This window comes from Celeribacter persicus, from assembly GCF_003050785.1.
GTDB classification, from domain to species: domain Bacteria; phylum Pseudomonadota; class Alphaproteobacteria; order Rhodobacterales; family Rhodobacteraceae; genus Celeribacter; species Celeribacter persicus.
In genome coordinates this window covers 185129-198087 of the sequence record NZ_QAOH01000005.1, presented here as the reverse complement: position 1 = coordinate 198087, position 12959 = coordinate 185129, and the positions used below count along the sequence as shown (strand labels likewise).

Annotated in this window: 13 protein-coding genes; 5 read left to right on the top strand and 8 right to left on the bottom strand. The window is 61.4% G+C overall.

The window, feature by feature from the left end; translation table 11 throughout:
* Window positions 1-6 precede the first annotated feature (6 nt).
* From C8N42_RS08770 to C8N42_RS08740, 7 genes are all read right to left on the bottom strand, one after another.
* Entirely contained in the window at window positions 7-429 is a 423-nt protein-coding gene (locus tag C8N42_RS08770) for a DUF805 domain-containing protein (protein WP_107816183.1), read from the bottom strand.
* A gap of 98 nt (window positions 430-527) precedes the next feature.
* Window positions 528-1046 (bottom strand): DUF805 domain-containing protein, encoded by a 519-nt coding sequence (locus tag C8N42_RS08765; protein ID WP_107816182.1) that lies wholly within the window; start codon window positions 1044-1046, stop codon window positions 528-530.
* An 82-nt stretch (window positions 1047-1128) separates the two neighbouring features.
* Window positions 1129-1713: a glycerol-3-phosphate 1-O-acyltransferase PlsY gene (plsY, locus tag C8N42_RS08760; protein ID WP_107816181.1), complete on the bottom strand. Its 585-nt coding sequence runs from the start codon at window positions 1711-1713 to the stop codon at window positions 1129-1131.
* Between the two features lie 62 nt (window positions 1714-1775).
* Window positions 1776-3041: a dihydroorotase gene (gene pyrC / locus C8N42_RS08755; RefSeq protein ID WP_107816180.1), complete on the bottom strand. Its 1266-nt coding sequence runs from the start codon at window positions 3039-3041 to the stop codon at window positions 1776-1778.
* A complete protein-coding gene (locus C8N42_RS08750) occupies window positions 3038-3553 on the bottom strand; it encodes an aspartate carbamoyltransferase catalytic subunit (protein WP_107816179.1) in 516 nt (171 codons plus the stop codon). Before C8N42_RS08750 ends, pyrC begins: the two co-directional genes overlap by 4 nt.
* Entirely contained in the window at window positions 3550-4077 is a 528-nt protein-coding gene (locus tag C8N42_RS08745) for a hypothetical protein (protein WP_107816178.1), read from the bottom strand. The genes C8N42_RS08750 and C8N42_RS08745 overlap by 4 nt, the downstream gene beginning before the upstream one ends.
* Window positions 4074-5033 (bottom strand): aspartate carbamoyltransferase catalytic subunit, encoded by a 960-nt coding sequence (locus tag C8N42_RS08740; protein ID WP_107816177.1) that lies wholly within the window; start codon window positions 5031-5033, stop codon window positions 4074-4076. Before C8N42_RS08740 ends, C8N42_RS08745 begins: the two co-directional genes overlap by 4 nt.
* Before the next feature lie 118 nt (window positions 5034-5151).
* On the opposite strand from C8N42_RS08740, the gene C8N42_RS08735 reads away from it, so the two are divergent.
* The 5 genes from C8N42_RS08735 (at window position 5152) to C8N42_RS08715 (ending at window position 12089) form a co-directional block, all read left to right on the top strand.
* Window positions 5152-5949, top strand: coding sequence for a uracil-DNA glycosylase (locus C8N42_RS08735; protein ID WP_107816176.1), 798 nt, complete (start codon window positions 5152-5154; stop codon window positions 5947-5949).
* A complete protein-coding gene (locus C8N42_RS08730) occupies window positions 5949-6575 on the top strand; it encodes a LysE family translocator (RefSeq protein ID WP_107816256.1) in 627 nt (208 codons plus the stop codon). Before C8N42_RS08735 ends, C8N42_RS08730 begins: the two co-directional genes overlap by 1 nt.
* On the top strand, window positions 6572-7114 hold the full coding sequence (gene moaB / locus C8N42_RS08725) for a molybdenum cofactor biosynthesis protein B (RefSeq protein WP_107816175.1): 543 nt from the start codon (window positions 6572-6574) through the stop codon (window positions 7112-7114). Before C8N42_RS08730 ends, moaB begins: the two co-directional genes overlap by 4 nt.
* A gap of 131 nt (window positions 7115-7245) precedes the next feature.
* A complete protein-coding gene (locus C8N42_RS08720; RefSeq protein WP_107816174.1) occupies window positions 7246-8703 on the top strand; it encodes an efflux RND transporter periplasmic adaptor subunit in 1458 nt (485 codons plus the stop codon).
* Window positions 8704-8708: 5 nt separating this feature from the next.
* A complete protein-coding gene (locus C8N42_RS08715) occupies window positions 8709-12089 on the top strand; it encodes an efflux RND transporter permease subunit (protein WP_107816173.1) in 3381 nt (1126 codons plus the stop codon).
* 1 nt (window position 12090) lies between these two features.
* On the opposite strand, the gene C8N42_RS08710 is transcribed toward C8N42_RS08715, so the two are convergent.
* A complete protein-coding gene (locus C8N42_RS08710; RefSeq protein WP_146168255.1) occupies window positions 12091-12906 on the bottom strand; it encodes a protein-disulfide reductase DsbD domain-containing protein in 816 nt (271 codons plus the stop codon).
* Window positions 12907-12959 lie beyond the last annotated feature (53 nt).

Here is a 12959-nt window from a genome sequence, read left to right as displayed (position 1 = left end):
GTTTTGTCAATGGCGCGTGACAGGCGGGATTGCGCTGTTTTCATAGGACAGGGGCGTGCCCTCGCCGGTGATCGGATCGGGACCGAAACGGTTCGCACCCGTGGTGCCACGCGTGACGGCCCAGTAGAGCAGGACGAGCCAGCCGATCACCGGGATCAGGATCAGCAAAACCCACCAGCCGGACCGATCGACGTCGTGCAGACGACGGATCCAGACCGACAGGCCCGGTAGGAAGGTGACAAGACTGAAAATGCCAGCGGTCGGCCCGGTAATTTCCGGCACGCCGAAAAACACCGTATCGACCCCGCCAAAAATCATACTTCCCAAGATGATGAAGAGCGACCACCACCAATATTCCGCCCGTCGGGCACGACCGGAAAAGGTGACGTATTTCTGGAAACAGGTTGTGATGGCGTCGATGAATGTCATGAAAATGTCCCTTTGATGTTTGCACCAGTCTTCGGTCAGGCTGACGAAGACACAAGGAGAAATCTTGAGGGGAAATCTTGCCGGAATTTCGTGCCGTATCACCCGTTCTGGCCAAGCACCCGACGTCGGTAATAATCGTGTATTTCCTGTCGACGGGCCTCTTCGAATTCATCCGAATGTACCTGCCCGGCTTCCGGGATACGTGTCAGGGCCGCGTAACCGGACTGGGCGGATCGGCCCGAAAACCGATCTCTGGGGCGCATGGAACCGCCATGTTCCGGATCGCCCCAGACGTTGCGATGCGGCTCGGAGGGCAGGAGATAGAAGATCAGCAGAATGATCGGGCCGACGATGGGGACGAATGAAATGAAGAACCAGAAACCTGAGCGCCCAATGTCATGCAGTCGCCTGATGGTCATCGACAGGTTGGGAATAATGTTGAGCAACACGAACCAGATGAACAGGGTGCCGCCATTGGTAAGGTCTATCACCAGCAGACCACTCACGATGGTGTAATAGATGGCAAACCACCAAAATTCGGAGCGCGAGGCGCGTCCTGAGAAATTGAAAGCTCTGAAATAGCCGTTTTCTACGGCTTTCAACGGTCCGGCCATCATGTCCCCCGACAAATCATTACGGGGTCAATTTTGGCGTGGATTCTGGCGGGAATGCGGCGCCGGTGGTGCGTTTTCGGGAAAATCAGCCCTTTTTACCGATCTTCGTTTCCGTACCGGCCTTGAGGCGCATGATATTTTCACGGTGTTTGTAGAAAATCAGCGCTGTCAGCATGAGCACCAGAAGTGCGCCATGCAGGTGATAGAAGAACGCCGTGTAGATCGGTGCCATCAACGCCGCGATCAGCGCCGAGAGGCTGGAATACCGGGTGATCACCGCAACCAGAAGCCATGTGCCACAGGCCAGAACTCCCGCCGGAAAACTCAGCGCCAGAAGCGTGCCGAGGAAGGTCGCGACCCCCTTGCCACCCTTGAAGCGCAGGAACACCGGGTAAAGATGCCCGAGCATGGCGCAAAGCCCCGCGATCCCCGCCGCCTGTTCGCCCACAAGAATGCGCGCGATGACCACCGCCAGCGCGCCTTTGCCGCTGTCGCCCAGGAGCGTGAGAAACGCGGCCAGCTTGTTGCCGGTGCGCAGGACATTCGTCGCGCCGATGTTGCCCGAACCGATCTGGCGCAGATCGCCAAGCCCGAACAGGCGTGCCATGACGATGCCGAAGGGGATCGAGCCGAGGAGATAGGCGAGGATGGCGGTGGCGATGAAGCTCATGAATCTGTCCTGCTGGCTTTCTGATGGTTCAAATACTCAATTTTCGACGCGATCCAAAAGGATCAGCCCTCATAGACCCGAAGCCCGTCGACCCAGGTGCCTTTCACCTTGCCCTGCATTTTCGCGCCGTCAAAGGGGGTGTTTTTTGATTTCGACCGCAAGGTGAAGCGATCCAGAACAAAGGGCGCATCCGGGTCGAAGAGCACGAGATCGGCGGGCGCGCCTTCAACCAGTCGCCCACTTTCGAGTCCCAGGCGTTTCGCCGGGTTGAACGCCATGGCGCGGAACAGTTCCGGCAGGGTGAGTTGCCCGGCATGGTAAAGACGCATCGCGGCAGGCAGCAGGGTCTCAAGCGCCACGGCCCCGGAGGCGGCCTCCTCAAACGGCAGGCGTTTGCTCTCTTCGTCCTGCGGTGTGTGCATCGAAGAGATCACGTCGATCAAGCCGGAGGCCACGGCCTCCACCATCGCAAGACGGTCGTCTTCCGAGCGCAAGGGCGGCTTCACCTTGAAGAAGGTGCGGTAATTGCCGACGTCCAGCTCGTTCAGGGTCAGATGGTGGATCGACACCCCGGCGGTGACGTCAAAGCCATTCTGTTTCGCCCGTTCCAGCGCCGGAAGCGCGCGGGTGGTGGTGATCTGGTCGAAGTGATAGCTAACGCCGGTCATCTCGATCAGCGCCAGATCGCGGTCGAGCCCCATGCGCTCGGCCATGGACGACACGGAAGGCAGGCCCCTGAGTGCCGCGAATTTGCCGGATGTGGCAGAAGCGCCTTTCGAGAGGCCCGGTTCCTGCGGGTGGCCGATCACCAGCGCGCCGGTGGATTTCGCGTAGGTCAGCGCGCGCTGCAAAACCTTGGTGTCCTCGACCACATGATCGCAATCGGTGAAAGCAACCGCTCCCGCGTCGCGCATGAAACCGATCTCGACCATCTCGCGGCCTTCACGGCCTTTGGTCAGTGCGGACATGTGTTTCACTTTCACCACGGCATCCGTGGCTGCCCGGCGTTGCACGAACTCCAGCACTTCGGGGCTGTCGATGGCGTTCAGCGTGTCGGGGCGGGTGATCATGGTCGTGACCCCGCCTGCCGCGGCCGCCCGGCCTGCGGAGGCAAAGCTTTCCTTGTGCCGCTCGCCCGGCTCAGAGACCTTCACGCCCAGATCGACGATCCCTGGCGCAAGGCAAAGCCCACTGCAGTCGATGCTCTCGCCCATCGGCGGCATGCCGGTGCCGTGTTCCGCGATGGTCGGGCCTTCGATCCGAAGCCAGCCGGTTTCATCGGTCATCGCCTCGGGGTCGATCAGTCGGGCATTGGTGAAAATGGTCATACTGAGCCTTTCTGGATGTCACGGATCAGCCCGTAGACGGTGCGGGCGTCATGGATTTGGGCGAAAGCGGGAGTGCTGTCGAACCGCTCTCCGACGATCGGTTCGGCGCGTCCGCGAAACAGGATGGTGCCGGGCTCATTGCCATCGAACTCGACGCCGAGTGAGGGGCGCAGATCGAGCGCCAAAAGGGTTTTGCCCGCAAAGGGCAGGTCATTGGCAAAGAACGCGCGGCGCGTGGTCAGCGAATACCAGGTGCGGCGGGCAATGAAGGGGCCGATCAGAAGGGGGCCAAGCGCGACCAGAAGCCCCGCGACGAAATGGATGAGGCCGAAGAGCCAGAAATCGCCGGAGCGATAGGCCATGACCATCCAGAACAGGGCGAACCCCGCAAAAATCAGCCCGAAGAAAGCAAAGGGCAGGGCGGGGCCGCGCCATTGAATGCGTAGATCCGGCTGGCCCTGCCAGAGCACCCGCTCATTGGGGAAGAGGATATCGCCCCAACCCTCGGTCATCCGCCGATCCAGACGAACACCGCGACGAAGAGCGCGAGGAAGATCAGCACGACGGTGGCGACCATGCCGGACATGCGTGCGGCGGATTTCGGCGGTTTGCCCTGCGGCAATTGTCCCCTGGCGCTGTCCGTGTCGATCCCGACAACGGGCGGTAATTCGACCGGCATGCCGTAACGCCCGATCAGGGAGAAGGGCAGCTCGGGGGACAGCCGTGTGTCCTTTTCGTCAAGCCCGGTCGAATAGAGCATCATCACGACGCCGGTGAGCGCATCGAGCTTGTCCGCATCCTGACCGATGTCGAACCCGCTGGCCTCACCGAGATAGCGGGCAAAGCCATAATCCTTCATCGCCGCAAGATCGAACCACTCCACCGCATCGGTGTCGGGCGGGGTCCAGAGACCAAGCGCCTCGGCAAATCCCGCAGATGAAATCAGATCGGCATTCAAATCCTTCACCGGCCCGTCATAGGACAGGATCCAGACGAAGCGCCCGCCGGTTTTGGGGATGTCTTGCGGATCGTTCACACCATGACTCCTTTTTCAGCCTCACGGGATGCACGCAGGTTGCGCGCCAGCAAATCCATTGCGGCCATGCGTACGGCGACTCCCATCTCCACCTGTTCCTGAATGACCGAGCGGTTGATGTCGTCGGCAATGGTGCCGTCGATCTCGACGCCGCGATTCATCGGGCCGGGGTGCATGACGATGGCGTCGGGTTTTGCGTGCGCCAGTTTCTCGGCGTCCAAACCGTAGCGATAGAAATATTCACGCTCAGACGGGATGAAGCCCCCGTCCATCCGCTCTTTCTGAAGCCGCAGCATCATCACCACATCGACGTCTTTCAGCCCTTCGGCCATGTCGTCGTAAATCTCGCAGCCGAATTCGCGGAACTGCCCAAGCACCAGAGTGGGTGGGCCGACAAGGCGCACGCGGTTTTCCATCTTGCCCAGAAGCATGAGATTAGACCGCGCGACGCGGGAGTGGGTCACGTCTCCGCAAATTGCGATGTTGAGGCGATGGAGCCGCCCCTTGGCGCGCCGGATTGTCAGAGCATCGAGCAAAGCCTGCGTCGGGTGTTCATGCTTGCCATCGCCCGCGTTCAGCACGGCACAGTTGACCTTTTGCGACAAAAGATCGACCGCCCCGGAATGCGGATGCCGCACCACCAGAAGATCGGGATGCATGGCGTTGAGTGTCAGGGCCGTGTCGATCAGGGTCTCGCCCTTCTTGATCGAGCTGGCCTGCATCGACATGTTCATCACATCGGCCCCAAGCCGTTTGCCCGCCAACTCGAAAGACGACTGCGTGCGTGTCGAGTTCTCGAAGAACATGTTGATCTGGGTGAGACCCCTGAGCGCGTCGGCGTGTTTTTCCGACTGCCGGTTCAGATCGACATAGCGTTCGGCCACGTCGAGAACGGTGGTGATCTCTTCGGGGTGAAGCGGCTCGATCCCCAAAAGGTGTTTTTGCCGGAATGCCATGGTGCCCCCCTCTGGTATCTTTGATCCGCTTATAGAAAGCTGTGCGGGAGCGGGCAATGTGCGTTATCGTTCTCACGAGTGATTTACCTTCGCGGGTCCGGCCTGTAGCTTGGTCGTCATGGAGACTCAGATCGACTATTGGCAGGCGCACGCTCTGTTGGAGTGGCAGGTGGACCTCGGCGTGACCGAGGCCATCATGGATGCGCCGGTCAATCGCTATGAGCTGCCGGATCACGCGCCGAAACCGGCGAAGGTGCAGGCCGTGAAAGACGCGCCGGTCGATCAGGGGTCGAAGCTCTCGCGCACGGAGGAGGGCGTCGAGGTCGCCGTTCAGCTTGCAAAGAGTGTCGTCTCTCTGGAGGGCTTGCGCGAGGTTCTGGCGGGCTTCGACTATTGCGATCTCAAGCGTGGCGCGCGCAATCTGGTGTTTTCGGACGGCAATCCGAAGGCGCGTGTGATGATCGTCGGCGAAGCGCCGGGGCGGGACGAGGACATTCAGGGCAAGCCTTTCGTCGGACGCTCCGGGCAGTTGCTGGACAAGATGTTCGCGGCCATTGGGCTGGACCGCCATTCACCCGACAGCGAGCATGCGCTCTATATCACCAACCCGATCCCGTGGCGTCCGCCCGAGAACCGCGATCCGACGCCCGCCGAGATCGCCATGCTCAAACCCTTCCTCATTCGCCATATCGAACTGGCGGACCCGGAGGTGATTGTGCTCATGGGCAACTGGGCCTGTACCGCTTTGCTGGGCCGGGCCGGGATCACACGGCTCAGGGGCAACTGGCAGACGGTGCTGGGCAAACCCGCCATGCCGATGACCCACCCGGCTTATCTCCTGCGCAATCCGATTGCGAAACGCGACGCCTGGGCCGATCTTCTGGATATTCAGGCCCGGCTGAAAGGTGCGTCATGATCGTCGATCCGCTGACGCTCGCGGCTTTTTTGCCTGCCGCTCTGGCGCTCAACATGACGCCGGGGGCGGATATGATGTTCTGTCTGGCGCAGGGGTTGCGGGGCAACCGGCGGGCCGCCGTGGCGGCGAGTGCGGGGATATCAGCCGGGTCGATGGTGAATGTCACTCTGGCCGGGCTCGGTCTCGGCGCGCTGGTCGCCGCCAGCCCGCATCTTTTCTCGACGATCCGCTGGATCGGGGTCGCTTATCTGGTCTGGCTGGCGATCCGCACGCTGCGCAGCCCGCATGAGGTCGGGGCGACGGGTCAGACGATGAAATCCCCCGCCCGCGCTTTTCGCGAAGGCTTTCTGGTCAATGTCTCGAACCCGAAGGTGATCCTCTTCATCCTCGCTTTCATCCCGCAATTCGTCGACCCGACGCGCGGAAGTGTACTCGGCCAGTTCCTGATTTTTGGCGCGGTGATTTCACTGGGCGGGTTTTTCATCAACGCGGCTGTAGGCTGGTTCGCCGTCGGTTTTGGTGGCGTTTTGGCACGCAGTCAGCGCGCCGAGCGCCTGTTACGTTACCTCTCCGCATCCGTTTTCGGACTGCTCGCCCTGAAACTCGCCACGGAGCGCCGCGCATGAGCCGCATTGACGAAAGCCTCGATTTCATTCCCGTCCGCATCGCCGTGCTGACGGTCTCGGACACACGCACGTTCGAGGACGATAAATCCGGGGACACCTTGGTGAAAATGATCGAAGAGGCGGGGCACAAAGTTGCAGATCGCAAGATCGTCACCGACGACCGGGCGCTGATCCGTGACACGCTTCAGGCGTGGATCGACGATAAGGATGTCGATGTGGTGATCTCCACTGGCGGCACGGGCCTGACCGGACGTGACGTGACCGTGGAGGCGCATCGCGATGTCTATGAAAAGGAAATCGACGCCTTTGGCACGGTCTTTACCATCGTATCCATGCAGAAAATCGGCACTTCCGCCATTCAGTCGCGCGCCACGGGTGGAGTTGCAGGTGGCACGTACCTGTTTGCGCTGCCGGGGTCCACGGGAGCCTGCAAGGATGCCTGGAACGAGATCCTGAAATATCAGCTCGATTACCGGCACCGGCCCTGTAATTTCGTGGAAATCTTCCCGCGGCTCGAAGAGCACAAGCGGCGCAAGTGACCAACAATCCTGTGAAGTGACAAAAAAGCGCGTCGGGTTTTCAAATTCCCGCCGTATGATGAGCATTCATCGGTGCGACGGTTTCGTCCGCTTTCTCGAACCACAGCCAGGCCAGCCAAGGGTTTCTCTGCATGCGATTTCTCCGCCGTTCCCTGACCGGACTTTTCCTGACAGTTGTCACGCTCGCCCTGCTCGCAGGGGCTGGCTACAAGGTTCGTTCCGCGTTCGAGGCGCGCCGCGCCACTGAGAACATGCCGCCACAGGCGCGCGAGCGTCAGTTCGCGGTCAATGTGATCGAGGTCCAACCGCAACACATCGTTCCTGTCCTCACAAGCTATGGCGAAGTTGCTGCGCGCCGAAACCTTGAGTTGCGTGCGCCGGCGGCAGGGCGGATCGTCGTGCTGTCCGAGGCTTTCGAAGAAGGCGGGGGGGTCAAGGCCGGTGAGGTAATCCTGAAAATCGACACGGCGGATGCGGAGGCGGCGGTGCGCGTGTCCGAGGCCGATCTTCTGGAGGCCGATGCCGATTTGCGTGAAGCCGAGCGTGCGAAAGAGATTGCCGCCGACGATCTCGCCGCCGCACGGGCGCAGCTCGATCTGCGTAAGGCCGCTCTTGATCGTCAGCAGGGGCTGTTCGACCGTGGTGTCGGTTCTGCGGCCTCGCTCGAAGAGGCCGCGCTGTCTCATGCGGCGGCGGAGCAGTCGGTTTTGTCCAAACGCCAGTCGCTTGCGGACAAGGAAGCGGCGGTGGACAGTGCGAGAACCGCAGTGCTTCGCGCGGAAATCGCCCTCGACGAGGTGCGGCGCACGCTGGAGGACATGACCGTCACGGCGGCTTTCGACGGGGTGTTGAGCGATGTGTCCGGTGCGTTGGGCACGCTTTTGAGCAGTAACGAACAATTCGCGACGCTGATCGCGCCGCAGGAGCTTGAGGTCGCATTCCGCATCTCGACCGAACAATATGCCCGTCTGGTGCAGGATCGGGGCGTGCTACCGCAGATGGAAGTCACAGTGACGCTCGATGTTGCGGGGCTGGCACTGTCGGCCAAGGGGCAGGTGGTGCGTGAAAGCGCCGCTGTTGCCGAGGGGCAGAGCGGGCGCATGCTCTATGCCCGTCTCGACGCCGCGCCGGGTTTTCGGCCTGGCGATTTCGTTACGGTCGAGCTTGAGGAACCTGAGCTTTCCGGGGTTGCGCTTGTGCCTGCAACCGCCGTGGCGGGGAATGACACCGTGCTCGCGGTGACCGAACAAAGCCGTCTCGAAGAGGTCGCCGTGCCGGTGCTGCGCCGTCAGGGGGACGATGTGATCATCGGGGCGGAGGGGCTTGTCGGGCGTCAGATCGTCACCGAGCGCACGCCACTTCTGGGCGCGGGTATCCGGGTAAAGGTCAACGGCGCGGAAGCTTCTGCCGCAGGGGGCGGCGTGGAGATGATTGAACTGAGCGAGGAACGCCGCGCGGCCCTTCTGGAATTCGTTTCGAACAACACGAAAATGCCGGAGGAGATGCGGACACGGGTGCTCGAACAGCTCGCCGCCGAAAAAGTGCCCGCCGATCTTCTGGAGCGGCTTGAGCAACGGATGGGGAGTTGAACCCCATGAGCGCACGTAGCCTGATGAACGCCAAGGGGCTTCTGTCCTATTTCACCCGGCACCGGACCGCCGCGAACCTCGTGCTTGTGCTGCTTCTGGCAGCGGGGCTTGCCTCCCTGCCGAAGATGCGTTCGCAATTCTTTCCGGATGTGGTCGTCGATAGCGTGCGGGTCTCTGTTCCGTGGGAAGGGGCGGGGCCGGAAGATGTGGACAATGCCATCGTGCAGGTGCTGGAGCCGACGCTTCTGGCCGTCGAAGGCGTGTTGGAGAGCAGTGCCACCTCGATCGAAGGGCGTGGCAATATCACGCTTGAATTCGAACCCGGTTGGGACATCCAGCGCGCTGCCGACGATGTGAACGCCGCGCTCGATACGGTGACGAACCTGCCCGAGGGGGCCGACGATCCGGTGGTGCAATGGGGCGGCTGGAGCGACAGGGTGACCGATGTGGCGATCACCGGACCCGTGGGGCTCGATCAACTGGCGCGGTTTGCCGACGAACTGGTGGCCCGTTTGTTTGCGAGAGGTGTGACGCGGACCACGATCTCCGGGGTTGCCGCGCCAGAGACCATCGTCGAAGTGCCGACGCTGAGCCTGATCGAGCACGATATATCCATGGCCGAGATCGCCAGCGCCATCGCCGCCGAAGCCGACACCAGCCCGGCGGGGAATGTCGGGTCGGGCGGGTCGCGTGTGCGGGCCGGGGTGGAAAAGCGCGGCGCGGCGGATATTGCGGGGATTGTCCTGCGAACCAATGACGACGGTTCGAAACTGACCATTGGCGATGTGGCGCAGATTCGTGTCGAAGGTGTGGACCGCAATGAGGCGTTTTTCGTCGGTGACAACCCGGCGGTATCGGTGCAGGTGGCGCGTTCCGATCAGGGCGATTCAATCGGGATTCAGGGCATTGTCGAGGATGTCACCGCCGAGATGGCGGGGACCCTCCCCGAGGGTGTGACGCTCGATCTCTATCGCACGCGGGCGGAGTCGATTCAGGCGCGGCTCGATCTCCTGCTTTCGAACGGGGCGATGGGGCTCGGGCTCGTTCTGGTGCTTCTGTTCCTGTTCCTGAACGCGCGCACCGCGATCTGGGTGGCGGCGGGTATTCCTGTGGCAATGCTGTCGGCGATTGCGCTGATGTATGCCGTCGGGATCACGATCAACATGATCTCTCTTTTCGCGCTGATCATCACGCTGGGCATCGTGGTCGATGACGCGATTGTCGTCGGCGAACACGCGGATTTTCGTGTGAGACGTCTGGGGGAGAGCGCTGTCGAGGCCTCCGAGAATGCCGCGCGACGGATGTTCGCGCCGGTGTTTTCCTCGACCATCACCACGGTGATCGCCTTTCTCGGGCTGACGGCCATTTCGGGGCGTTTCGGGGATATGATCTCCGACATTCCCTTCACCGTGATCGTGGTGCTGATCGCCTCGCTGATGGAATGTTTTATCATCCTGCCCAACCACCTGAGCCATTCTCTGGCCGCACATGCCAGAACCCATTGGTACGACTGGCCCTCGCGCCAGGTCGACAAGGGGTTTCGGGTTTTCCGAGAACGGTTGTTCCGGCCCGTGGTCACATGGTCGATCCGGCTGCGTTATCCGGTCGTGGCCGCAGGTATCCTGCTTCTGATGATCCAGCTTTCCCTGTTGATTTCGGGTCAGGTGCAATGGCGCTTCTTCAATTCCCCCGAACAGCCGGTGATCAGCGGTAATATCGCCATGGCCCCCAGCGCCGTGCGCAGCGATACGCTGGCGATGTTGCGTGAATTGCAGCGGGCGACCGAAGCGGTTGCGGCCCGGTACGAAGAGGAATACGGCACCAATCCCTTGGCCTATGCGGTGGCGCAGATCGGATCGAATGCCGGACGCGGTCTGTCGGGGACGAGCACCAAGGAGGATTATCAACTGGGCGGTATCACAATCGAACTGATCGACGCCGATCTGCGGCCCTATTCCTCCTTCGCCTTCGTCAGCGATCTTCAGGAAGAGGTGGTCAATCATCCTCTCGCCGAGACCGTGTCGTTCCGGCGCGGGCAGTTCGGCCCCGGTGGCGATGCAATCGACGTCGAGCTTTACGGCGCGAATTCGGAAATACTCAAGGCCGCGGCAGAGGCGCTCAAGGCGCGTCTTGGGCAATTTCCGGAGGTTTCGGCGCTTGAGGACAATCTGTCCTATGACAAGGAAGAACTGATCCTCGAACTGACACCACAGGGTGAGGCGCTCGGGTTCAACATCAACGATCTGGGCAGTGTGCTGACCCATCGTCTCGGCGGGATCGAGGCGGCGACCTATCCGGCGGGCACTCGCACCGCGACGATTCAGGTGGAACTGCCCGAAGACGAACTGACCGCCGATTTTCTTAGCCGGACCCGGATGCGCACGTCTTCGGGCGCCTATGTGCCGCTTGCGGACATCGTGACGGTGACGCGCACGACCGGTTTCTCGACCGTGCGGCGCGAAAACGGTTTGCGGATCATTTCCGTCACCGGCGATCTGAGCGAGGACAATGCCGCGCGCGCCAGTGAAATTCAGGACGAGATCACCAATGAGATCCTGCCGGAGATCGACGAGACCTATGGTGTGACCCACCGGATTTCCGGTCTGTCAGAACAGGAAAACCGCTTTCTCTCCGATGCGTTTCTGGGGCTTTCGGGCGTTCTGCTCGGCATCTACCTGACGCTTGCGTGGATTTTCTCAAGCTGGACCCGCCCCGTGGTGGTCATGTCGGTCATTCCCTTCGGATTGATTGGGGCAATCCATGGCCATGCGCTCTGGGAGGTGCCTCTCTCGATGTTCTCCGTCGTCGGGCTCATCGGCATGACCGGGATCATCATCAACGACTCCATCGTTCTGGTGTCCACGGTGGATGAATATGCTCATGATCGTGGATTGGTTCCCGCGATGATCGACGCGGCGGTGGACCGGCTGCGGCCCGTGATGCTGACCACGCTGACCACGGTTCTGGGTCTTGCGCCCCTGCTCTACGAGACCTCCGCCGATGCGCAGTTCCTCAAGCCGACAGTGATCACGTTGGCCTATGGCTTGGGCTTCGGTATGGTGATCGTTCTGGTCATGGTGCCCGCCATTCTGGCGATGCAGCTTGATGTTGCACGGCAGATTGCCGCCTTGCGCCGCGGGTTGCGTCACCCCAATCGCAGCGGTGTGGTGGGTAAGGCGTTGATCGGGGCGAGTGTGTTCACCGTGCTATGGTTCGCGCTGACCATCGGGCCGGTGGTTCTGCCGGGTATCCTGCCCGCGCTTTTCGGCGCTGCGAGCTTTGCCGTAGCGTTTGGACTGTTTCTGTTGGGGCTTTTGCTGGTGTTCTCTGCGATCTATGCGATTTTGGCCGTGACGATGGCGCAACGAACGCATAAGGCCGTATAGCTCAGTTGCCGGAGCAGCCCTGCGCCTCATAGGCTGTGCCGTTGCCGATCACGGTGATGGTCAGTTGTGAGCGGTCGATAAAGAAGGGCTGCGCATCCGAGGGCACGAGATCGCTCTCCACCTTGATCTTACCGCCTGCACGCTCGACAGCCGCTTCGGAAATCCAGACGGAGCGGTCGGGGTGTTCGATCACCGCCACCTCATAGGGGCCAAGCTCCGGCACGGACATATCGACGGAAACCCGCATCCCGTCCGAGATCGGCGCGGCCTTGCAGGTGGCGTTGATGATGCGTTTGGGTTGATCGGCGAGAGCGTTCCTGATCTCCGTCTGCGCGCCACCCGCTCCATCGGGCGTGAGCGTCGCATTGAGCGTGGCCCGGAGCGGCATGCAGATGTCCTTGCACACGCCAAGATCCATCGTGCCAGACAGGCGAATGTCACCATCCTTCTCGGGGATCAGTTCGATGGGCAGGATCAGTTCATGTTCGTAGCCCAGATACCACAGGCCGTTTTCCGAAAAGAGTTCCGGCACCGGCCAGTGCAGATCCATCCGGGCAAGATTGTCCGACCCGCTCAACTCGAACGTGGGCGGAATGCCGGTTTCTCCGGGCGTGCGCCAATAGGTGTGCCAGCCTGGCGCAAGCTGTACCCGGATCGCGGCCATGCGATGACCGTTCTCCATCTGCCAGCCGGGCAGGATGTCGATTTTGGCCATCTCGGCAGGGTCCTGCGCAAAGGCAGGCAGGGCGAGGCCAAGAAACAGGGTGGAGGCAAGGGGCGCAAGAGATCGGATCATGTGCCCGATATAGGTAGGCAAATGCGTTCCGCAAACTCACATTTGGACGATCCACGCGTGATCGCGGACCTGTG

What these genes read in the sequence shown, in the direction of transcription:
- C8N42_RS08770 (WP_107816183.1), bottom strand. Translation starts at nt 429, where the DNA reads ATGACATTCATCGACGCCATCACAACCTGTTTCCAGAAATACGTCACC.
- C8N42_RS08765 (WP_107816182.1), bottom strand. Translation starts at nt 1,046, where the DNA reads ATGATGGCCGGACCGTTGAAAGCCGTAGAAAACGGCTATTTCAGAGCT.
- plsY (WP_107816181.1), bottom strand. Translation starts at nt 1,713, where the DNA reads ATGAGCTTCATCGCCACCGCCATCCTCGCCTATCTCCTCGGCTCGATC.
- pyrC (WP_107816180.1), bottom strand. Translation starts at nt 3,041, where the DNA reads ATGACCATTTTCACCAATGCCCGACTGATCGACCCCGAGGCGATGACC.
- C8N42_RS08750 (WP_107816179.1), bottom strand. Translation starts at nt 3,553, where the DNA reads ATGACCGAGGGTTGGGGCGATATCCTCTTCCCCAATGAGCGGGTGCTC.
- C8N42_RS08740 (WP_107816177.1), bottom strand. Translation starts at nt 5,033, where the DNA reads ATGGCATTCCGGCAAAAACACCTTTTGGGGATCGAGCCGCTTCACCCC.
- C8N42_RS08735 (WP_107816176.1), top strand. Translation starts at nt 5,152, where the DNA reads ATGGAGACTCAGATCGACTATTGGCAGGCGCACGCTCTGTTGGAGTGG.
- moaB (WP_107816175.1), top strand. Translation starts at nt 6,572, where the DNA reads ATGAGCCGCATTGACGAAAGCCTCGATTTCATTCCCGTCCGCATCGCC.
- C8N42_RS08720 (WP_107816174.1), top strand. Translation starts at nt 7,246, where the DNA reads ATGCGATTTCTCCGCCGTTCCCTGACCGGACTTTTCCTGACAGTTGTC.
- C8N42_RS08715 (WP_107816173.1), top strand. Translation starts at nt 8,709, where the DNA reads ATGAGCGCACGTAGCCTGATGAACGCCAAGGGGCTTCTGTCCTATTTC.